Source organism: Caproicibacter fermentans (genome assembly GCF_009746625.1).
In the GTDB taxonomy this organism is placed as follows: Bacteria; Bacillota; Clostridia; order Oscillospirales; family Acutalibacteraceae; genus Caproicibacter; species Caproicibacter fermentans.
Map to the genome: position 1 here is coordinate 143,805 of NZ_VWXL01000100.1, position 20,694 is coordinate 164,498.

The 20,694-nt window shown below is 55.2% G+C and carries 17 protein-coding genes; 1 reads left to right on the top strand and 16 read right to left on the bottom strand.

The window, feature by feature from the left end; genetic code table 11:
• Positions 1–98: 98 nt before the first annotated feature.
• The 7 genes from malQ to CAFE_RS19810 form a co-directional block, all read right to left on the bottom strand.
• The gene (gene malQ, locus CAFE_RS17230) at positions 99–1,610 is read right to left on the bottom strand and encodes a 4-alpha-glucanotransferase (RefSeq protein WP_156991297.1); all 1,512 of its coding nucleotides are present in this window, start codon (positions 1,608–1,610) and stop codon (positions 99–101) included.
• Between the two features lie 26 nt (positions 1,611–1,636).
• Positions 1,637–2,473 carry a carbohydrate ABC transporter permease gene (locus CAFE_RS17235; protein WP_066644618.1) on the bottom strand — a complete coding sequence of 279 codons (837 nt, stop codon included), beginning with the start codon at positions 2,471–2,473 and terminating at the stop codon, positions 1,637–1,639.
• Positions 2,473–3,318 carry a carbohydrate ABC transporter permease gene (locus tag CAFE_RS17240; protein ID WP_066644617.1) on the bottom strand — a complete coding sequence of 282 codons (846 nt, stop codon included), beginning with the start codon at positions 3,316–3,318 and terminating at the stop codon, positions 2,473–2,475. The genes CAFE_RS17235 and CAFE_RS17240 overlap by 1 nt, the downstream gene beginning before the upstream one ends.
• A gap of 82 nt (positions 3,319–3,400) precedes the next feature.
• Complete coding sequence (locus CAFE_RS17245; protein WP_066644616.1) at positions 3,401–4,807, bottom strand: ABC transporter substrate-binding protein; 1,407 nt, start codon at positions 4,805–4,807, stop codon at positions 3,401–3,403.
• A gap of 300 nt (positions 4,808–5,107) precedes the next feature.
• Positions 5,108–7,474 carry a glycogen/starch/alpha-glucan phosphorylase gene (locus tag CAFE_RS17250; protein ID WP_233452851.1) on the bottom strand — a complete coding sequence of 789 codons (2,367 nt, stop codon included), beginning with the start codon at positions 7,472–7,474 and terminating at the stop codon, positions 5,108–5,110.
• A 194-nt stretch (positions 7,475–7,668) separates the two neighbouring features.
• Positions 7,669–8,664 carry a LacI family DNA-binding transcriptional regulator gene (locus CAFE_RS17255; RefSeq protein WP_156991298.1) on the bottom strand — a complete coding sequence of 332 codons (996 nt, stop codon included), beginning with the start codon at positions 8,662–8,664 and terminating at the stop codon, positions 7,669–7,671.
• Positions 8,665–8,827: 163 nt separating this feature from the next.
• Positions 8,828–9,940 carry a uridine kinase family protein gene (locus tag CAFE_RS19810; RefSeq protein WP_207708898.1) on the bottom strand — a complete coding sequence of 371 codons (1,113 nt, stop codon included), beginning with the start codon at positions 9,938–9,940 and terminating at the stop codon, positions 8,828–8,830.
• Positions 9,941–10,072: 132 nt separating this feature from the next.
• On the opposite strand from CAFE_RS19810, the gene CAFE_RS17265 reads away from it, so the two are divergent.
• Positions 10,073–11,041 carry an FkbM family methyltransferase gene (locus CAFE_RS17265; RefSeq protein ID WP_228724946.1) on the top strand — a complete coding sequence of 323 codons (969 nt, stop codon included), beginning with the start codon at positions 10,073–10,075 and terminating at the stop codon, positions 11,039–11,041.
• A gap of 72 nt (positions 11,042–11,113) precedes the next feature.
• Here CAFE_RS17265 and CAFE_RS17270 read toward each other — a convergent pair whose 3' ends face one another.
• The 9 genes from CAFE_RS17270 to CAFE_RS20525 form a co-directional block, all read right to left on the bottom strand.
• The gene (locus CAFE_RS17270) at positions 11,114–11,749 is read right to left on the bottom strand and encodes a GH25 family lysozyme (RefSeq protein ID WP_156991299.1); all 636 of its coding nucleotides are present in this window, start codon (positions 11,747–11,749) and stop codon (positions 11,114–11,116) included.
• Positions 11,740–12,300, bottom strand: coding sequence for a GH25 family lysozyme (locus CAFE_RS17275; protein ID WP_156991300.1), 561 nt, complete (start codon positions 12,298–12,300; stop codon positions 11,740–11,742). Before CAFE_RS17275 ends, CAFE_RS17270 begins: the two co-directional genes overlap by 10 nt.
• Before the next feature lie 170 nt (positions 12,301–12,470).
• The gene (locus CAFE_RS17280) at positions 12,471–12,932 is read right to left on the bottom strand and encodes a GNAT family N-acetyltransferase (RefSeq protein WP_321173041.1); all 462 of its coding nucleotides are present in this window, start codon (positions 12,930–12,932) and stop codon (positions 12,471–12,473) included.
• A gap of 3 nt (positions 12,933–12,935) precedes the next feature.
• Positions 12,936–14,228, bottom strand: a complete 1,293-nt coding sequence (locus tag CAFE_RS17285) for an MFS transporter (RefSeq protein ID WP_066644591.1) — start codon at positions 14,226–14,228, stop codon at positions 12,936–12,938.
• 185 nt (positions 14,229–14,413) lie between these two features.
• Positions 14,414–15,925, bottom strand: a complete 1,512-nt coding sequence (locus CAFE_RS17290; protein WP_156991301.1) for an AAA family ATPase — start codon at positions 15,923–15,925, stop codon at positions 14,414–14,416.
• The gene (locus CAFE_RS17295) at positions 15,915–17,282 is read right to left on the bottom strand and encodes a vWA domain-containing protein (protein WP_330594083.1); all 1,368 of its coding nucleotides are present in this window, start codon (positions 17,280–17,282) and stop codon (positions 15,915–15,917) included. Before CAFE_RS17295 ends, CAFE_RS17290 begins: the two co-directional genes overlap by 11 nt.
• 24 nt (positions 17,283–17,306) lie before the next feature.
• Positions 17,307–18,272, bottom strand: a complete 966-nt coding sequence (locus CAFE_RS17300; RefSeq protein WP_156991302.1) for a leucine-rich repeat protein — start codon at positions 18,270–18,272, stop codon at positions 17,307–17,309.
• 1 nt (position 18,273) lies between these two features.
• Entirely contained in the window at positions 18,274–19,293 is a 1,020-nt protein-coding gene (locus CAFE_RS17305; RefSeq protein ID WP_156991303.1) for a M42 family metallopeptidase, read from the bottom strand.
• Positions 19,294–19,430: 137 nt separating this feature from the next.
• The gene (locus CAFE_RS20525; protein WP_083210022.1) at positions 19,431–20,540 is read right to left on the bottom strand and encodes a GGDEF domain-containing protein; all 1,110 of its coding nucleotides are present in this window, start codon (positions 20,538–20,540) and stop codon (positions 19,431–19,433) included.
• Positions 20,541–20,694 lie beyond the last annotated feature (154 nt).

Here is a 20,694-nt window from a genome sequence, read left to right on the forward strand (position 1 = left end):
ATCGCAAATCTTTCGAAATCATTTTGACAGGCGCGGAGTTTTCCCCGAAGGGCCCGGCCCCCGCGCCCGCCGCATATGGGAAAGACATATGCCGAAAATCAGGTGGACGCCGGTTCTTTCGCGCGCCCGAACAAAACGGACAGCGAACGGATTTGTTCCGCGAGCTGCGGCGTCAGGGCCTCTTTCTGAACCCGCCAGCGCCAGTTTCCGCCGACCGTGCCCGGAATATTCATGCGGGCTCCGGCGCCCAGGCACAGATAATCCTGCATTGGAATGACGCAGGTGTCCGCCACGCTTCCGAGCGCCGCGCGGATCATGCCGTAGGTAAATTCCGTTTCGCCTTTGCCGCGAACGTTCAGGTACCGCCGCGCGTACTCCACGTCCCGGGGCGGCGCGCTGTGCTGCCAGTCCGCGGTTGTCGTGTTGTCGTGCGTGCCGGTGTAAACCACGCAGTTTCGCCCGTATTGATAAGGCAGATAGTCGCTTTTTTCACGCGAGTCAAACGCAAACTGGAGAACCTTCATGCCCGGAAAACCGCTTTCCCGCAGAAGAAGCCGCACGTCGTCGGTTAAAAATCCCAGGTCTTCCGCAATAATCCGGATGCCCGGAATTTTTTCCTTCATCACGTTGACAAACCGGATTCCCGGTCCCTTGCGCCAGCGGCCGCCGGTTGCGTCGCGGTCGCCCGCGGGCACGGCGTAATAGCTTTCAAAGCCACGGAAATGGTCGATCCGGACCACGTCGTAAACACGCGCCGCAAAGCTGAGCCGCCGCACCCACCAGGCGTATCCGTCCCGCTCCAGACGGTCCCAGTCGTAAAGAGGGTTCCCCCACAGCTGCCCCGTTGGGGCGAACGCGTCCGGCGGGCACCCGGAGACCTCCGTGGGATTCAGCGCTTCATCCACCTGGAACAGCTCCGGGTGGGTCCACAAATCGGAGGAATCCGGAGAAACGTAAATCGGAATATCGCCGATCAGTTCAATCCCGTTTTGATGCGCGTAGTTTGTGAGCGCGCCCCACTGGGTGAAAAACAGGTATTGAATCGCCTTCCATAAATGGATTTGACCGCCGAGGTGCGATTCAGCCTCTTCAATCTCGTCCCGCACCCTCAGGCGGAGCGGTTCGGGCCAGTCGTGGAACGACACCATGCCGTTTTCGGCCTTCAGCGCCATAAACAGCGCATAGTCGTCAAGCCAGTCGGCATTCCTCTTACAAAACGCCAGGAACCGCGCGTCCGTGGGATTCAGTCTGCCCGCGGCATGGCCCAGCAGCGGCACGCGGTTTTCGTAAAGCGCGCCGTAATCCACAAACTCAGGATCGTCGCCGAACCGGGCGGCTGAAATTTCCTGTTCGGTCAAAAGACCGTCCTCCGCAAGCAGGTCCAGATCGATCAGATAAGGATTCGCCGCAAACGCGGAAAAGCTCTGATAGGGGCTGTCGCCGCAGCCGGTCGGCCCGACGGGGAGAATCTGCCAGTAATGCTGGCCCGCGTCTTTCAGAAAATCGATAAATTGATAAGCTTCCTTTCCCAGACTTCCGATCCCGTGGCGGGAGGGCAGACTGCTCACAGGCAGCAAAATTCCACTGGTACGAATAAAAGAACCCTCCAATATTGTTCAATTAGCGGATGTGGGGTTCAGCCTTTGACGGCGCCCGCAACGACACCCCGTATAATATATTTCTGGCAGGAAAGGTAAAACACAATCACCGGTATCATGGAAAGAACCAGCACCGCCATCATCGCCCCCATATCCTTGGAGCCGTAGCCTCCGCGGAGATACTGGACCGCGATCGGAATGGTGCGGTACTTCTGCCCGATCACCAGATAAGGAAGAAGATAATCGTTCCAGGTCCACATGGCGATCAGAATCGCGACCGTTATGACCACGGGCTGCAGAATGGGGAACACCACGCGGAAAAACACCTGAATCGGATTGCAGCCGTCGATCATGGCCGCCTCCTCAATATCGATGGGCACGGACTTGATAAAGCCGCTGAACATAAACACGGAAAGCCCCGCGCCGAATCCGACGTACAGCACGACCACGCCGGTCGGCGTGTCAAGATGAAGCATATCCGCCATTTTCGACATGGTGAACATGACCATCTGAAACGGTACGATCATGGAAAAGATCAGCAGGTAATAAAGCGCGCTGGAATAGGTCGACTTGATGCGGGTGATATACCACGCGGCCATGGAATTGAAAAGGCAGATCAACAGAACGGCGAACACCGTAATATACAGGGAATAGCCGAACGCGTTGAAAAAAGCGGTTTTGTCGACGCCGTTGAAATAATTGTCCAGCCCGACAAACATGCTGCCGGTCGGCGGAAGAAACGCGGTTTCCGAAATGTAGAACCTTCCCTTGAAGGAATTCATCAGAACGACCAGCACCGGGGCCAGAAACAGAGCCGCCAGGATGAAAAGCGCCAGAAAAACGACGCGGTTTGAAGCAGTATTTCTGCGTTCCATCAGTTTTCCACCTCCCTGCTTCTGGTCAGTCTGAGCTGAATGAAGGCGATGACCGTGACCAGCAGGAAGAAGATAACCGCCTTGGCCTGACCGATTCCCTCGGAATGAATCGAACCGTAAAACGTATTGTAAATGTTGAGCGCCAGCATTTCGGACTGTTTGCCCGGCGCGCCCGCAGTCAGGGCAAGGTTCTGGTCAAAGAGCTTGAACGAGTTGGTCAGCGTCAGGAACAGGCAGATCGTAATGGACGGCATCACCATCGGAACGGTGACATGGAACAGCTCCTGAATCGGGGTCGCTCCGTCCACGGCCGCCGCGTCCCGCAGCTCCGTCGGGACATTCTGAATCCCGGCGATGTAGATGATCATCATGTACCCGATCATCTGCCAGTTCATCAGCACGACCAGTCCCCAGAAGCCGTATTTCGGGTCGGTGGTCAGCGTTACGCCGGACTGGTATAAAATCCCGTTGATGATCAGCTGCCAGATGTACCCGAGCACGATGCCGCCGATGAGATTCGGCATGAAAAACACCGTGCGGAACCCGTTGGTCCACCGGACGCCGCGCGTAAGCAGCAGCGCCAGAAGAAACGCGAGAAGATTAATGGAGATCACCGAGATGACGGTGAATTTTGTGGTAAACCAGAGGGAATTCAGAAAATCCCCGCCGGAAGTAAATGCCTTTATGTAGTTTTCGATTCCAACCCATTTGGAGTCCGTCACCGCAGTAAATTCGGTGAACGACAGGTAAACGCCCATCAGAAACGGCGCGAGAAACGCAATGATAAACGCGAGCAAGGTCGGGAACGTGAAAAAAGCCACATATTTTTTCAGAACTTTTTGCATCTGTCTTTCCCCCGTTAAAAAATAGTGAGTGAGCTCTCCGGGGTGCTGCACTCACTATTTACAAGCATGCCTTAAGAATTGGTTATGATTTTGCCTTTTCCGTCTTCCAGTCGCTCACGACCACGGATTTTACGTCGTCCCATTTTTTGCTGCCCTGCGCGTATTCCAGAAGCGCGGCGCCGACGTTGTTCTTGTAATCCTGGCTCGGGAAGCACTCAAAGGTCCAAGGAACTGTTTTAATATCCTTTTTGGCCATCCAGGTGGTTACTTCCTTTGCAAGCGGATCATCCGGGCGCTCGCTGTCGGAGAAGGAATCAAACGCAGCAATGAAGCCGAGTTTGTTCGTGACGTAATCCTTGCCTTTGTCGCTGGTGTAAAGCCAGTTGAGGAAATCCTCGGAAGCCTTCTGCTTGTCTGCCGAAACCTTGCTGTTGATGCAGAAATAATTTTCGGTGCCGATGCACAGGCCCTGATTCTCCTCGCCCTTCACGCCGGTATAGATCGGCATGAATTTGATGTCGTCCGCCTTGACCACATTGCCGGAAACGCCGCTGATCTGCGCCCAGGCCCAGTTGCCGTTCTGTACCATCGCGGCTTTGCCGAGGGCGAACTCCGCCATGGAATCGTCAACCGATTTGCTGCCGAGCAGGCCGGGTTTTGTCGCGGAGTTGTTCAGGTACAGGTCGAATATGTTCTTGTAGTTGTCCGCGTATTTGAATGTGATCTCCTTCGCGGCCAGACCGGTTACCACGGTGTTCGCGTCCTGATCGCCGTCCTTAAACTCGTAGTACATCGGCAGGTTCAGCAGATGGGTCTGCCATCTCCAATCCTCGCCGGAAGCAAGGGAGGTCGATGCGAAGACGCCGTCAATGCCAAGGTCTTTCTTATGTTTTGTCATGTCCTCGACAACGGATTTCAGCGTTGCGAAGTTGTTGATCTGATCCGCCGAGGAAACGGACGCCGCTTTGTCGGAAAGGGCAAAGTATTTTTTCATGATTGCGTTGTTATAAATAATGCCGTAGCCCTCTACCACGTAGGGGATTCCGTAAACGCCGTCGCCGCTCGTCACCGCCAGGCTTTTGTCCATCAGGTGGCTGTAAAGCTCGGAGTCCTTCAGGTCCGCGCAGTAGTCCTTCCAGGTTTCGTAGCCGACCGGGCCGTTGATCTGAAAGATCGTCGGCGCGTCCGATTTCGCGATTTCGGATTTCAGGGTCTGTTCATAGGTGCCGCTCGCCGCGGTAACCACATTGACCTTGACTCCGGTTTCCTTTTCATAATCCGCCGCAATATCCTTATAAACGTCCGCGATTTCCGGTTTGAAATTCAGAAAATAGATTTCCTTTGCGCCGCCGCTTGCTGTGGAATTTGTCCCCTGAGACGAAGCCGCCTGAGAAGAGGAAGCGGTACCGTTGTTGCTGCATGCCGCCAGCGAAGCCGCCGCGGTCAGCGCCGCAACCGTCAGAGCCAGTATCCTTTTCAACTTTTTCATAGAAATCCTCCTTAAAAATTTATGATCGGCCGACCGGCAGTCCGACCGGCTTTCATAATTTTCTTCGCCTGAACGACCGGTGAACGCAACTCCGAGGCGAAGCAGAAAGCTCGAATATTTTTCGAAATATGTTTTCGCTTTCTAAATAGAGAATACCATTTTGCACTGTAATTGTCAATAACTTTTTTGCCTATTTTAGAAACCGTTCGTATATAATGCTGTTTTTGGGCGTTCGAAAGAACTGTTTTAATTTTTATTCGGGGCTGATTTGGCCTTTTTTCGGTCAGATTCCCGAAATATTTATGTTTTTTGTACCTGCCAGATTTCTTCGGCATATCCCGTCACGGTGCGGTCACTCGAAAATTTTCCCGAATGTACCAGGTTCATAAACTCTTTTCGCGCAAACGCCGCTTGATCGAGATAGTCGCTGTTCGCACGGAGCCTTGCCTCGCGATAGGAGTCGAAATCGTAGAGCAGGAAGTATTGGTCGGGCCTGTGCCAGGAGGCGCCCTCCAGAAGGGAGTCGGACAGCTCTTTGAAAATGCCGCATCCGCCGTCGTCCAGCGTGCCGTCCGTCAAAGCGTCCAGCGCGCGTTTGGCGTTCGGATTGTTTTTCAGCAGCGCCTTCGGATCGTAGCTTTCCCGGATCCGGTCCAGTTCTTCCACACGGGCGCCGAAAATATAGTTGTTCTCAAAGCCGGATTCCCGTACAATCTCGATATTCGCCCCGTCATAGGTACCCAGCGTCGGCGTGCCGTTGAGCATGAATTTCATGTTGCCGGTGCCAGAGGCCTCCGTGCCCGCCGTCGAAATCTGCTCCGAGAGGTCGGCGGCGCAGACCAGCTTTTCCGCGTAGGATACATTGTAGTTCTGTACGAACACCACGCGGATCAGGTCGCGGACGGCGGGGTCAGAATCGACCAGGCGGGCAATCTCGTTGATCAGCTTGATGATCCCCTTCGCGCGGGCGTATCCGGGCGCGGCCTTTGCGCCGAACAGGAACGCCGTGGGGGTAAAGGATTTCAGGCTGCCGTCCTTGATCCCAAAATAAAGATCCAGGATGGACAGTGCGTTTAAGAACTGGCGCTTGTACTCATGCAGCCGCTTGACCTGAATATCGAACAGAAAATCGTCCGGGATACTCACGCTTTCCTTTTTCAGGATATAGTCCGAAAGCTGCCGTTTCTTCTCCCGCTTCACCGCGGCGAATTGCTCCAGAACCGCCGGGTCGTCCGCAAAGCGCTCCAGCCGGCTCAGCAGATTCAGGTCTGTAACCCAGTCCTTTGTGCCCAGCAGACGGGTGACCAGCGCGGAAAGCTCCGGGTTGCAAAGGGCGAGCCAGCGCCGCTGCGTAATACCGTTCGTCTCGTTCCGGATCAGGCCCGGGGAGATTTCGTTCCATTCCTTCAAAACGCTGTTTTTCAGAATTTCGGTGTGCAGCTCGGCGACGCCGTTGACCGCGCAGGAGCCGTAGATCGCCAGGTTTGCCATATGCGCCGCTCCGTCGCGGATGACCCCGCAGGCCTTCAGATTTTTCGCGGCGGCGCCCCCCGCCGCGAGGAAACTCTTTTTCTGGTATTCGTCGATCCGCCGCAGCACCGCGCAGACACGCGGCACTGCCTTTTCGTACAACTCAAGGTCCCAGGTTTCCAGCGCTTCCGCCATGACGGTATGGTTGGTATACCGGAACGTTTTCTGCGCCGTTTGAAACGCGGGTTCAAAGTCCATTCCGTGTTCCTCGCACAGAATCCGGACCAGCTCGCAAACGGCGGAAGTCGGGTGCGTGTCGTTGAGCTGAATGGCGGTGAACTCCGGCAGCCGGGTAAAATCCTCGCCGTACCTTTCCACGAATCGTCTGAGAAGGTCTTGAACGGAAGCGCTGCAGAAGAAGTACTGCTGGCGGATGCGCAGCAGCTTTCCCTCGTCCGTGCTGTCGTTCGGGTACAGTACGCGGGAAAGGTCCTCCGCCCTGTTTTTCCCCTCCACGGCCCCGTCATAGTCCTGATCGTTGAATTTCGAAAAATCGAATCCTTCAACCGGTTCGCTCTGCCACAGCCGGAGCGTGTTGATCCGCCTGCCGCCGTAACCGATGACGGGCATGTCGTAAGGAACGGCCCGAACCGAAAAATCCCCGAAATCCACGTCTGCCGCGTCTCTGTCTTTTCGGATGGACCAAGGATCCCCGAAGCGGGTCCAGTCGTCCGCGGTTTCCGTCTGGAACCCGTCCTTCAGGCCCTGCCGGAACAGGCCGTAACGGTAGCGGATCCCGTACCCGTCCAGCGGATACCCGAGGGTCGCGGCGGAATCCAGAAAGCAGGCCGCAAGCCTGCCGAGGCCGCCGTTCCCGAGCGCGGCGTCCTCGATCTCTTCCAGAGAGTTCAGGTCGGAGCCGTTTTCCCGCAGAACCTGTCTGACTTCTTCCGTCATCCCCAGAGCAAGCAGATTATTGAAAATCAGCCTTCCGACCAAAAACTCCGCTGAAAAATAATAAGCGCGTTTTTGTTCCTGATAAATTTTTTTACTTTCCGCCCAAGCCGGCGCAATGCGGTTCATCAGGCATTTTGTAAGCGCGTTGTGCAGCTCGAACGGCTTTGCGCCCGCAATCGAGCAGCCGCACTGCGCAAGCAGCTCCCGGTTCAGATCCTCTGCCAGTGAACTTTTCTTCAATGCGAAACCCTCCCGTTTTTCTTAATGTCTGAAAGCGCTATCAGAATACCACATATTTTCGAAATTTTCAAGTGGTTTTATCGAAAATCACTTGTCCCTTCCGAGCATTCCGGTCTCCTCCGCCGCCGCGGCTCCGTGACGCAAAAAAACTGAAACGGAAAAATCCGTTCCAGTTCGTGATTTTTCTAAATGGATCAGGCTTTCGGCTTTCCGGTGGACTCCCTTACCACAAGTTCCGGCATTAAAAGCAGGCGGTTTACATGATTTCCATTCATGATCTGTTCCATCACCATGCAGACATTTTTCCCGATGGCGAGGCGGTTCTGCCGGATCGTCGTCAGGGACGGCGTTGTGTAAGACGCCAGCGGCAGATCGTCGAACCCGGCGACGCTGACGTCGTCCGGGACGCGAAGTCCCATGCGGTACAGCTCGCGAAGAACGCCGTGGGCGAGAAGGTCGCTCGCGCACACGATCGCGGTCGCGCCCTCACGGATAAAATAGCCGACAAACTTGTCGGCGCAATCCGCCATATAATCCCCGTGCGCCACCAGTTCCTCCCTTACGGTCAACCCGCACTTTTCCATTCCCATGCGGAAGCCGTCAAGGCGCTCCTGGGAAACACGGCTGATCGTCTCGCCGTTGAGCATCGCGATATTCCGATGGCCAAGCTCGGCCAGATGCTCCACAACGTGAAAAATCCCCTGCTGATTGTCCACGCCGACGCAGGCGACGTTTTTGTTGTAAACGACGTTGTCCAGCAGAACGGTCGGAATCTTTGTTTTTTGCATCTGCGCAATAAAATCATTGTGCAGGGTAAAGCCGAGCAGAAACCCCGCCGCGTAATGGTTTGCCGTCATGTAATCGTCGTAGTTGTATTCCGATTCCTGATTCATGGCGAGCGGAACGATGGAAACATCCCATTTTTTCGCCGCGGCCTCCAGCTTAAAGCCCACAATAATATCATAGCCGAATTGTTCAATTCGCTCGTAGCCCATATTTTCAATGAAAACACAAATTCTGGTCGGATCCGCTCCCGCGCGGTTCTGTTTGGGGATATACCCCATCTTCAGAGCGGTGTTCAGAATCAGCTGCCTGGTTTTGTTGCTGACGTCGCTGGCTCCGCTCAGCCCTTTCGAGACAGTGCTGACGGACAGGTTCAGCTCGTTCGCGATATCCTTGATAGTAGCCACTGCGTTTTCACATCCGATTTCTAATTTTACGAAATTTTCGAAACTAGCCTTATTTTATCACAGGACGGTGCCTCTGTCAATCAGCGCAGGAAAAATCACCGTTCTTCAGGCTGAGTGCATCCTCTCGAAAGAGATTCGAAAACGCGCGGTTATTCTCATTTCGTCAGGCAAAATCCTCAAATCCGGATGTATCCAGAATCAGGTCGCATAAATCGCCGATTTTCATTTCTTCCAGATACCGTTCCTCAGCCGGAATCCACCTTTCGAGAAAATCATGCAGCCTTTTTCCGTCGCTGCGAAGAAAGATCCTTCTCTGCTGCACATTCGGCAGGCAGGTCAGAAAGACGCGATAATCGAAAAAGCTCCTGAAATCCGGGTGAAGGGAATAGCTCCCCTCAACAACCGCGAGGGGCTTCGGCTCCACCTCTACCGGCGGCAGCATCGTCCCTTTTTGACAGGAATAGGGGCAATAGCGGATTTTTCGCCCTTCGCGCAGCGGAAGCAGAACCTCTTTCAGAAGGCGCTCACGGTCAATATTTCCTCCGGGCCGTTCCATCCAGTCCGGATCGCGGCGCTCCGGGGGAACATAGAAGTCGTCGATATGAAACACATTACAGCCGAACATCTCCCGAAGAAGGCCGGCCAGATAAGACTTTCCGCTCCCGCACCTTCCGTCCAGCGCAAGAAGAACGGGCCGCCGCGCATTAACATTGTGAGAAGCGGTCAGCTTCATGACGGCCCTGAAAACCGGCAGATAAGCATAATAGGCAGCCTTTGCGACCCGGTAATGCGGAGAGTAGTATTTCTGATATTCCGGGCTGTGACCGATCGGTTCGCACCCGGAGGAAACGTACCGCGAGAGAAAAGCGTCCATCTCCTCCCCGCCGACGGTGAGCTGCCCTTTCGCGGCCATATTCCTGAGCAGGCTCAGTTTTTTCTGAAACCGCATCCGGTTTCCTTCGTATGTTCTCGCCGTCGCGGATTGCATCCGGTTCAGCAAGGGGAGGAATTCCTCCGTTTGCTGGCCGGGCTCCAGGAAAACCCGGCAAAGTTCGTTTCCGATCGGTTCCATCCGAGGCCCTCGGCCTGTGTTCCCCTTTGGTGCCGGCAGGGAAAAAAATTCTTCCTTCAGCCGGTCCAGACTTTGTCCCGGATCCTTTAAAAAGTGGGAACACCCGAATTCATTCTGATACAGGAGCTTTACATAATCAGCGGGCTTCATATGAGGATACGCCCTGCTGTGCCACAGGATTACTTCGGTTAGCTCCTCTTCCATAATATCCCTCCAAGAGTCATTCTAATTTATTATAGCATAGGCGCGGGGGCATGTCGACCTGACCGTAAATACTTGTCACTAAAATAACAGCCGCCGCATAGAATGGCATACCTATTTTCGGGAGGAATCACAATGTCGAAAACAAATGGGAAAACGGATACCCAGGTTGACCGGGAGTTTAAAGCTCTGGCGGACTTTCTCAGCCCTTTCAACGAAAAAGAAGTACAGGACGCAGTGGAAAGGAACCTGGCGTTCTTTAAGCAGAATGACGAACGAAACTACCAGGCGGCCATCGCTTATTACAATAAGTATAAGCTCTGGGGACTTTACGCCCCGCAGTACGGTATCCGCGAGCTGGCGGAAAACCGGGCGCAGGCGCTGAACGGCCACATGGAGGACTTCGAGTGGCTTTATCAACGACTCGGCGATTACCGTTCCCGCGTGATCCTGACCAATATTCTGTATTACTGGCTGATGTCGAAATACCCTCGCATCGCGCAGATTCAGGACCATACGTTTCCGCAGTACTTCGACCTCGACCTGGTCCGCTGCGATAAAAACGAGGTGTTCGTGGACATCGGCGCCTACACCGGCGACACCGTTCTCAGTTATATCAGAACCTTCGGAGAGGATTGCTACAAACGAATTTACTGTTACGAAATTCTGCCCGCGGACATAGATCTGATCAAAAAAAACGTGGAGCAGAACAAGCTGAAAAACGTTGAGATCAGAAATAAAGGAGCCGCCGACAAGCCCGGTACGCTTTATTTGAACAGACCGTCGGATTCCGTTTCCTCCATCGCGCAACTTGTGGAAACAGGCGACATAGAAGTTCCGACCGTTGCCATTGACGACGACATCAAAGAGCCGGTCACGTTCATCAAAATGGATATCGAGGGGGCGGAAGAACAGGCCCTCCTGGGCTGCCGCCGGCAGATTGCGGACCATCACCCGAAGCTGGCCCTCAGCGTCTATCACAATCACAAGGATCTATGGAAGCTGGCGAAAATGATCGAGGGATATGACCCCAGCTACCGTTTTTATCTGCGTTATTACGGGAACGCCCTGCTGCCGACCGAATATCTTCTTTACGCCGTCTGAGGAAAAAACTCTGGCAATAAAAAACGCGCCCGCCGTTTTCCGGCGATGGCGCGGTTTTTTGATTTCAAAGGCTCAAACGACCGTCACGACGCAGCGGCGCACGGGCTTTTCGCCTGAAACGGTTGAATACAGAGAAGTGGCGCCGGCGCCCGCCGCCGTAATCTTCACATACCAGCACCCCCCGGCGTTTTTCCGGGATACGACCTTTACCGCCGCGGAATTGCCGCTGGAAAAGGCCGGAAGCCCGGAAATGCCGTTCGGCGTAAACTTGAAGGTATAGCTTTTTCCCTTTTGCAGGGTAATCGCGGACGGGCTGTCGGAAAGCAGCGAGATATCCCGGGCCTGCGGCGCGGGATTCGGATAATCACGGTAGGAATAATCCAAGTCCACCTGGGTGGAAACACCCGGCACGGTGCCGGTATGGGAGTACTGCCAGACGGTATAATTCCCGCTGTAGCGCGGCGCGCTCACGTCCACATGGGCGACCCATTTATCGTAAGGCGCAAGGGCGGAGCCGGTCAGTTTATTGCCGAGCATGTCGGCATAGCTGTACACACCGGCCCGATACCCGGCGTCCGCGACCGTCTTGCAGAACGCCGCGGCGATGGCAGATACCTGCTCCGCAGGCAATGCGTACTGCGAGTCTTCCTCAATATCCAGGAACACCGGGTAGTCAAGGGCTTTTCCATTCAGGATGCTCAGGCACACGTTTGCTTCCTTTCCCGCGTCCGCCTCGTCGAGGGCATAGCTGCGGTAGTAAAAACGCCGACCTTAAGCCCGGCGGCCTTTGCTCCGTTGTAATTCGCTTCAAAGGCGGTATCCGCCTGCGAAAGCTCGTCGCCGTACTCGGCGCGCAGAATTGCAAAGCCGACGCCGCTGTTTTTCACCGTGTTCCAGTCGACCGTTTCCTGTTTCTGGGAAACGTCGATTCCCTTCACGCCGACCCGAACCGTACAGCTTACGCTGCGGCCGTCCCCCGTTGTCGCCGTGACCAGAGCGGCCCCGGGCCCCGCCGCTTTCACCGTGCCGTGCGAAACCGAGGCGACGGCGGGGTTATTCGTATTCCAAAGCATCCCGTAGGTAACATCCGCGCCCCGGAACGACACGGTCAGCTGAGCGCTGTCCCCCACGGCAAGGTTCATGCCGGAAGCGCTGATTGCCGGAAGCATCACGTTCGCCGTCGACGCGGCGGAAGCCGGAATTACGGCGGACAGCGCCAGCGCCAGCGTTATAAGCAGGGAAATCCATTTTTTCTTCATGATATCATCTCTGTTTCTGATTTTTCATTCGCACCCATTATACGCGCGGAGGAACCCACTGTCAATATCATCCAGATTAGCGCAAAAGTCCTACTTGGAATTTGCCTTCCGCTTGTACCCGCTTCCCCATTTCAGCATTGCGTCCAGCACGGGCTTCAAACTGTAGCCCGTTATTCCTCCCGAATCATCTGGCAGTAAGGCAAATCCTCGAACCCAAGCCTGCGGTACAGGGAAATCGCCTTTTGGTTTGTGGGTTCCGCTTCCAGCCGCACCCGTTTGACATCCGGCGGCAAATGCTCTTTCAGATAAACGAAAAATTCATGTCCCAGCCCGCAGCCTCGGAAATCCGGCTTTACATAGAGCTCCTCAACCCAAACGACCATGCCGCCCGCCTCCTGCGAAAAGGTTTTGGCAAGCAGCGCGTAGCCTGCCGTTTGATTCCCGTACTCCAGAAAATAGGCTTCCGCGTACTCCCGCGAACGCATCAGTTCCTGAAACGCGGCTTCAAAATGCCGCCGGGGTATCTTGTGGCAGACCGCGTCGGAAGAGTAAAAATCCTCCGCCATTTCGAGATATGCCTCCCGGTCGTCTTTTCTGATTTTTCTTACCATAGTCGGCGTTTTTACCCCCATTCTTTATTTTTCCCGAAGGCTTTTCAGATTCCGGCTCCGATACCAGCATACGCTCAGCAAAAATCCCAAAACCCCGGTGCACAAAAACATGACCGCCATTCCGCTGCCGCTGCCGGAGCCCACAAGTTTTTGAAGGGTAACGGCCAGCGGCGACCGGCTTTTCATAAATGGCTCAAACACGTAATCGGCCAAAGCACCCCCCAACAGTGTTCCCAGCGGGATGGTACCGAACTGAACGGCATTTCTGACCGCGAAAACCCGCCCCTGAATTTCCTCCGGCACCGTGTGATATAAAATGACATTCTGGCCCGCCGCGACAAACGGAATAGGGACGCTCGCGGCAAGCGCCGCGACAATCCAAACCGGCACCGTCCGCCCCAGTCCCATCAGGACGTCGCCGAACAGGAAAGAAAACGCGGCGGAAAAATAGATCAGGCGGATTTTATTTTCGGGCAATTTTACAAAGGAGACAATCAGTCCCCCAAGGACACCGCCAAACCCAATCAATCCGCTGACAACGCCCAGTGTCATTTCGTTCTGCCCGCTTCTCGAAAGGATCATGGCAGGCAGGATGTTTTCATATGTAATGTTGGAAAAGAAATTCATGACCGCCATGCTGAAAATAAGCGAAAGCAGACCCCTGCGGCTAACCAGAAAACGAAACCCCTCCCGGCAGTCCGTTAAGAGGTGCCGCCGCTCGGTCTGCTCGCGATGTGCCCGGTGCTCCGGAATTCGGATCCGGAACAGAAGAACCGAAAAGGCAAAGAAAAAAGTCAGCAGGTCAAACGCAAGCACTCCCGCAAGGCCAAAGAACGAACTGGCGAACGCAGCCAGCGTGGGCGTCGCAACGGTAATCATGGATTTTGAAAACGAATTCATTCCGCTGACTTTTTCATACTGTTCCCGGGGAACCAGCCTCCCAACCGCGACAGCCGTCGCCGGAAGCTGAAACGCGTTCATCGCCCCGGTAACCGCGTTGACCAGATAAATCTGCCAGATTTCAAATTTGCCCGTGAAAAATAAAGCCAGCACGGTCAGAGAACACAGCGACGCGATCGAATCCGTCCAGAGGAGAATTGGTTTCTTCCTGTGCCGGTCGGTGAATGCCCCCGCGAATAAACTGACGGCGACATACGGCAAATAGGAAAAGAAGGTTAACAGCGACACGGTCATCGCGGATTGCGTCCGTGCATAAGCCCACAAAATCAACGCGAATCCGGTCATGGAGCTGCCCAGCTCCGATATGGATTGACTGAGCCAGAACAGCAAAAATGTTCGATCCTGATTTTTTTTCACTCGGTTCCATCCTTTTCAGTAATCTTTATATACCAAAAAGTACAAAACCCGACGCGGACGATCCTGTAATTGCGCTCTGTACCGGCATCGCCCTTTGTCAGACCTTGTACAGAGTGAAAGCATTCATCATAAGAAACGGCGCACGCCGCATGGTTCTCACCTCCGATTTTCGGCAATCTCCCCGTTCAGGTGGAAAGGCCGTCGATTTCCGTTAAGATTTCCCGTCTTTTGTCGCCGAGCAGCAGTTTGCGGTTCCAGCGGTCGTACGGCTCGCTGCCGTTTTCCAGAATAAATTTAGAGCTGTAAAACCCGACCGTCAGCTCCGTGACAAACACGACCATCTCCTGGCTTTCGCCGAACGCCACCGCCATAAAATCAAACGCGCGGTGCAGCATGGCGGAGACCCGGTCGATTTCCATACTTCTGCACCCCGTTTGCTCCGCAAACCTCTCTTTGACGAATGCGAACGCGGCTTCCGGCGTTTCAGGTTCTGCGGTGATCAGTTCCCGCGCGTATTGTTCCAGCAGGCGGACGCAGCCGTATTCCGCCGCTTCCTCATCCCGCCCGGTCTGCCCGTTTTCCCTTCGCCGGTTCAGCGAATCCTCCGCTTCCCGCGCAAGCTGCCGGAGCGCGGTCCCCGGCTCGGCGGCCTGATCCTCCAACTGCTTCTTCCATTCCTTCAACCGGCCGAAGACCGCTTCCGTCAGCCGGTCGGTCAGGAACGCCTCGCGGAATTTTTCATTCAGGCGGCTCAGCAGCAGCCCGATCACGCTCAGCTTTTCGTCAAACTGCGCCTTTTGCAGCATCGCGACCGCGCGCTCCGAAATGTTCCCGTTCAGTATTTCATCGACACGGTAATCTTCCCGGTATTTGTTGTAAAGCTCATAATAGTTGGCGAAGTCCTTGGCGGCCGCCGGGTTTTGGATATACTGCAAGACAAGGTCCTGTCCGACATCAAGCCCGAGGCTTTCGCACATCTTCATCATTTCGGAAAGGTCTTCCCATCCTCGCGCCGTCGCGAACGCGACTCCGTCGGGCGTCGTTTCAATCCGGTAGAAATTTTCTTTGCGGATTTCCAGATAGGACAGGATGGCCCCGTGAACCGACTGGCGGTAAGCGTACTCCTTCCAGACGGAAAAGTCCGGTTCCACGTCGATTTTCCGCACCCGGTCCAGCGTTACAATGTCAAATTCCCGCGCGGAGCGGTTGTATTCCGGCGGATTCCCCGCGGCGACGATGATCCAGCCCCGCGGCACCTTCTGGTTGCCGAACGTCTTCCCCTGCAAAAACTGCAGCATGGTGGGGGCCAGCGTTTCGGAAACGCAGTTGATCTCGTCGATGAACAGGATGCCCTCCTGGATGCCCGTCCGCTCCATTTTGTCATAGACGGAAGCGATGATTTCGCTCATGGTGTATTCCGTGACGGAGTACTCCCTGCCGCCATAGGATTTTTTCTGAATGAACGGCAGTCCGACGGCGCTCTGCCGCGTATGGTGCGTAATGGTGTAGGCGACCAGCGCCACCCCACATTCCCGCGCGACCTGCTCGATGATCTGTGTTTTGCCGACGCCGGGAGGCCCCATTAACAGCACCGGACGCTGACGAACCGGCTCAATGCGGTAATTGCCGTTTTCATCCCGCTGCAGGTACGCCCTGACGGTATTCTGAATCTCTTCTTTCGCCTGTTTAATATTCATAGTGGGGCAAATCCTCCCAGTCCTCGTCTTGGTTTTCCTCCGCCGCGCCCGTTCCCTTCTCCAGATCGCCCGGCTCCAGAATCAGCTTCATCGCCCACGGCGGCACGTCGGCGTCGGTGAAGTCCTCCCGCAGAAAGACAAACGCGGCGTCATAAGGCGGCCGCTGCTTCGGGAAGACGCCCCGGCCGTCGGTAAAATAGATGAGGCCTTTCAAACAGCGGAACTCCTTTTGCCGCAGCAGCTCGTCCACATAGCGGAAAACCGGACGGAAATCGGTGCCGCCGCTGCCGATCAGCTCGAAATGCTCCATGTAGCCGCGCAGTTCCTCTTCATTTGTGATTTTACGGTCGGAGCGGACGGTTTCATCGCACTGGATGATATGGATATTGATCTTTCTGAAAAAGCTCTCCGTATCTTTTAAGATCGAATAGGTCTGTTCGAGAAACGAACGCACCAGCGCGCCGGAGCAGGACATCGAGGTGTCGACCGCAATGACGAACTCCTCGACTTTTCGGGTTTCGCGCGTTTCCTGCGGTTCTATCAGCGGCAGATTGCCGTAAAGGCGCATCCCGTAGGAATAGAAGCCCGGGTCGAAGGAATCCGGGTCCAGCCGCAGCTCTTCCCTCAGCACGGCGAATTTCTGAAGAAAGCGGCGGTAATCGTACCGTTCCCGGTTTTCCACCCGAACCTGCGAAAGCAGGGCTTTTGCGTGCTCGGCGGGGTCCTGCGCAAGCGTTTCCATGGCGGTCTGCATCTTCCGGCTGATGTCTTCCCATTTCTGCCGGGGATTCGGCGCGCCGGCGGGCGGGCGCTTTCCCGGATCCGGCCAGAAGGAGTGATCGTCGATTCGGAATTCCCGTTCCAACTGGACGCGCGCGTCGTCGGTCAGGCGCATTTTCCGCAGCATTTCATAGATTTTTTCCGCGGTTGGGACTTGGAACGTTTCCCGCATCGTACCGTAAAAATTCCTCCGGAACCAGGAGGGCGGCTGCCGCACGCAGCGCTGCGAAATGCCGTCCAGAACGGATTCCATCGCGATGTCGCAGGAAAGGTCCCACAGTCCGCGGTCCTGCCCCGGCTTTTTCCAAAGGTGGCGGAACACACAGTGCAGCACCTGATGCAGATACACACGGTTGACCAGAACCGGATTGCGGCGGTAACTGTAAAACAGACGGTCCGGGTCGTAAAACAGGCTCGTTCCGTCCGTTCCCATAAACCGCGCGCCGGGCGTCATTTGATAGGAAAGCGCGCTGAGCGCGACGTCAAAAAAGCGCATTTGAAGATACAGCTCCGTCCGCGACGCCGTCAGAATCTGTCCGCCGATTTTCTGCACCCGCTCCAATGTTTCGTTTTCCACCTGCGACCCTCCTTTCCAAAAGCCCTACAGGTCAAACGTCTTTTTCTTCGCGGCAAACCGCTCGTGCCGTTCCTGAAGCAAAACGCTGAGGCACCGCGCCCGTTCCAGCCGCGCGGCTTCCTCGGCCGCGCGGCCGATGCTTTCCGCTGTGAAAGCTCCGCGCTCCGCCAGGAAAGAAAGGCCCTCCGGGTCGTCGTCACGGATAAGGAGACTTGCGGCGTCCGCCGATTGTTCCTTCAGAAAGGCAAGGTACCGTCCCTTCGCGGCCGCCGTCAGGCGAACCGGACGGCGGAGCCTTTCCAAAGCGATTCTCAGCAGCGTTTCCGGGTTGGTCTCGCTCCGGGCGATTGGAAACTGGGCGTCGTAGCTTTCCGCGTCGAGTTTGTCCTCCCGAAAGCACTGCCGGTAGCGAAAGCCCGCCCCGTGGATAAAATGCTCAAAGATGCGCGCGGGGCCGTTTTCGACGGACTCTTCATAGTATTCCGGAAAAATCCAGACGGAATCGCCCTCTTTGGAGCGGAACACGGCGCGCACCTCCTGTTGGATATCTTCCAGAAGGCCGGGCAGACAGGTCGGCGCGGCCGAAGGAGCCGCAACCAGAATTTCTTTGAGGCCCCGACAGTTCATAAAAGCCCCGTTGCCGACCAGCGCCGGCCCCGCGCAAAGGCCGACGCGCGAAAGACCGACGCAGTTATAAAACGCGTATTCCCCGATGGACCGGATTCCGGGCGGCAGCAAAAGTTCCCGCAGGGATTCCCCTCCCAGACACCGCTCGCGGCCGGGCGCCTCCGGTTCGCCGTCCGTGGCTTCCAGAAGCTTCGTCCCCGCGGGCAGGTGCGCCTGCGCGGCCTCATTGGAGGAAAACGCGTAAGGAGCGATCCCTGTCACTGGCAGTCCGCCGATTTTCTCCGGAATACGGACGTTGCTTCCGGTTCCGGTGCAGGAAAGGATGGAAGCGCCTCCCGGCACGGGGTAATACCGTATTTTCATGTCAGTCCTTTCCGAGGTAACGCTCCAGCAGCCTGAGCGTATTTTTTACGCCGTCGGTATGGGAGCGCTCGTACCCGTGGGAAGCATAGACCCCGGCCCCGATCAATCCGTGCTTCAGGTCGTAGCCCGCCGCAAGCGCGGCGTCCGCGTCGGAGCCGTAAAAGGGATAAATATCCACGGCATAGTCAAGTTTTTCCCGCTCCGCGCAACGAACCAGCTCCGTCGTAACCTCGTAATCGTACGGCCCGCGGGAATCCTTGGCGCAGATGCTGACCATGCGCTCGGTGCAGGCAAGACCCTTTCCCACGCAGCCCATGTCGACGCTGATGATTTCCTTCGCGTCGGCGGGCAGGGCGCCGCAGGCCCCGTGGCCCACTTCCTCATAAACCGTGATAAAGGCGTAAACCTTCCGGTTCAGGATAAGCTTTTTTTCGCTGATTCGCTTCGCAAGGCCCAGAAGGATCGCGACGGACAGCTTGTCGTCGAGAAAACGGCTTTTGATATATCCGCTTTTGGTCACCACCGTGCGCGGGTCGAAGCAGACGAAATCACCGGTATGGATTCCAAGCGCCTCGGTATCCTTTTTCTCCTTCACGTCCTCGTCGATCACGACCTCCATCTCTTCAAAGGTCCTGCTTTGTTCGGAGAATTTTTTGTTGACGTGAATGGACGGGTCGTTCATCTGAAGGGTTCCCTCATAGGTCTTTCCGCCGCGCGTGCGGATGCGGCAGGTTTCGGTTTCACAGTTGTTCGCGTTCAGGCCGCCGATGTTTGTGATGCGCAGTCTGCCGTTTTTCTTCACCTCCGCAACCATGCCGCCGAGCGTGTCGATATGCGCCGAAAGAATCACCGGATTCCCCTCGCCGCCCAGGCCGCACACAACGCACCCCTTGTTGGTCAGGTACGGCTTGAAGCCAAGCTTTTCAAACTGCTCCATCGTGTACCGGGTCACGTCGTTGGTAAATCCGCTCGGGCTGTCGATCGAAGTCAGTTGTTTTAACTGGTCCAGAATATATTTCATCTCATCGCTCCCTGATTTTTATTCATTTTCCTACTGATTCTGTACGAGATTCTTTTGCTTATTTTTCCCCGGATTTGCAATCAGCCTGTTAACGGAGAACGGCTTTCCGTGCGCCGGAAAAATCCGCAGCGCACGGTTCAGTCTTCCTGCCGAACCTCCTGAAAAACCTCGACCCGGTTTTTGCCCTTGTCTTTCGCGGCGTACAGAGCTGTGTCCGCATGGTTGAAAAGCTCTTCCGAAGTCCATCCGATTTTCCACGCCGCCAGCCCGATGCTGACGGTAATGGGTTCCCGGGTAAACTCATAGGTCAGTTTTTCAAATTCGAGCCTGATTTTCTCCAGAAAGAGGCCGGCTTCGTCCGCCGCGTCGCCCGTAAAAATCACCGCGAATTCCTCGCCGCCGAACCTTGCCGTAAAGCGGTTCGAATCCACGTTTTGTTTCATCAGTTCCGCAATCGCATGAATCACGCTGTCGCCGTTTAAATGGCCGAACGTGTCGTTGACCTTTTTGAAATCGTCGATGTCCATCACCGCCAGAGCGATCTTATCCCCTGTTTCGGCGGAAGATCTTACCATGCAGTCCAGCGTATTCATAAAGATCGTGTTGCCGTAAAGGCCGGTTTTCTGGTCCCTGTTCAGCTGGTCCTGCATTTTCAGCTGGCTGAGGTAGCTCCGCGCGAGGATCCCGCTTTTCTCCTCCTGAAACTCTATGATGACGTTGCAGACTTTTTTGCACAGAAAAACTATGACAAAAGCGATGATGGCCTCCTCCGCAAAAAAATGATCCATGCCGAATTCGGGCGGAGAAAACCTTCTGAAAATCAGCGAAACCGTCAAAAACAAATAGCAGACTCGGCTGACGCGGTTGGTCAGCTTTTGATCGCTGTAAATCACCGTCGTAAAAATAGGGATGCCGAAAATGCCGAACGTGATGGAAAAAATATAATGAACGCTTGCCGCGACCATGCAGATAAACGCCAGCTGAACCGGCGGGATATAGTTCACCAGCCCGGAATCCGGCCTTCGCTTCAAAAGCAGATATCCCGATAGAATCGCACCCGTATTCGCGGCGGCCGGAATCAGAAGATAACGGAACAGATACCTTCTCATTGACGGCAGGGTCAGGCCGTTTTCCCGGATGATAAAGTACATGAAGAACTCCACCAGAATCATGATGCACGCGATCATGATATTGGCGCGAAACAGCAGCACTCTCCAGTTTCGATATGTTTTTTCAAAATGCTCCACGTTTTCAATACCTTTTTATGACGTTCCCGACCGGATTTCCGCACGCGATCGATCTGGAAAAATCCTCGGCACAGAGTTTTCGAAACATCCGCAAATACCGCGCGGCGTTTCCACTATTATATTCCCATACTGGACCAATTACAACCAGATAAAC

Coding starts and splice junctions, on each gene's coding strand:
- CAFE_RS17290 (WP_156991301.1), bottom strand. CDS start 15,925: ATGAATATTAAACAGGCGAAAGAAGAGATTCAGAATACCGTCAGGGCG.
- CAFE_RS17280 (WP_321173041.1), bottom strand. CDS start 12,932: ATGGGGGTAAAAACGCCGACTATGGTAAGAAAAATCAGAAAAGACGAC.
- CAFE_RS17235 (WP_066644618.1), bottom strand. CDS start 2,473: ATGGAACGCAGAAATACTGCTTCAAACCGCGTCGTTTTTCTGGCGCTT.
- CAFE_RS17265 (WP_228724946.1), top strand. CDS start 10,073: ATGTCGAAAACAAATGGGAAAACGGATACCCAGGTTGACCGGGAGTTT.
- CAFE_RS17300 (WP_156991302.1), bottom strand. CDS start 18,272: ATGAAAATACGGTATTACCCCGTGCCGGGAGGCGCTTCCATCCTTTCC.
- CAFE_RS17240 (WP_066644617.1), bottom strand. CDS start 3,318: ATGCAAAAAGTTCTGAAAAAATATGTGGCTTTTTTCACGTTCCCGACC.
- CAFE_RS19810 (WP_207708898.1), bottom strand. CDS start 9,940: ATGGAAGAGGAGCTAACCGAAGTAATCCTGTGGCACAGCAGGGCGTAT.
- CAFE_RS17305 (WP_156991303.1), bottom strand. CDS start 19,293: ATGAAATATATTCTGGACCAGTTAAAACAACTGACTTCGATCGACAGC.
- CAFE_RS17275 (WP_156991300.1), bottom strand. CDS start 12,300: ATGAAGAAAAAATGGATTTCCCTGCTTATAACGCTGGCGCTGGCGCTG.
- CAFE_RS17245 (WP_066644616.1), bottom strand. CDS start 4,807: ATGAAAAAGTTGAAAAGGATACTGGCTCTGACGGTTGCGGCGCTGACC.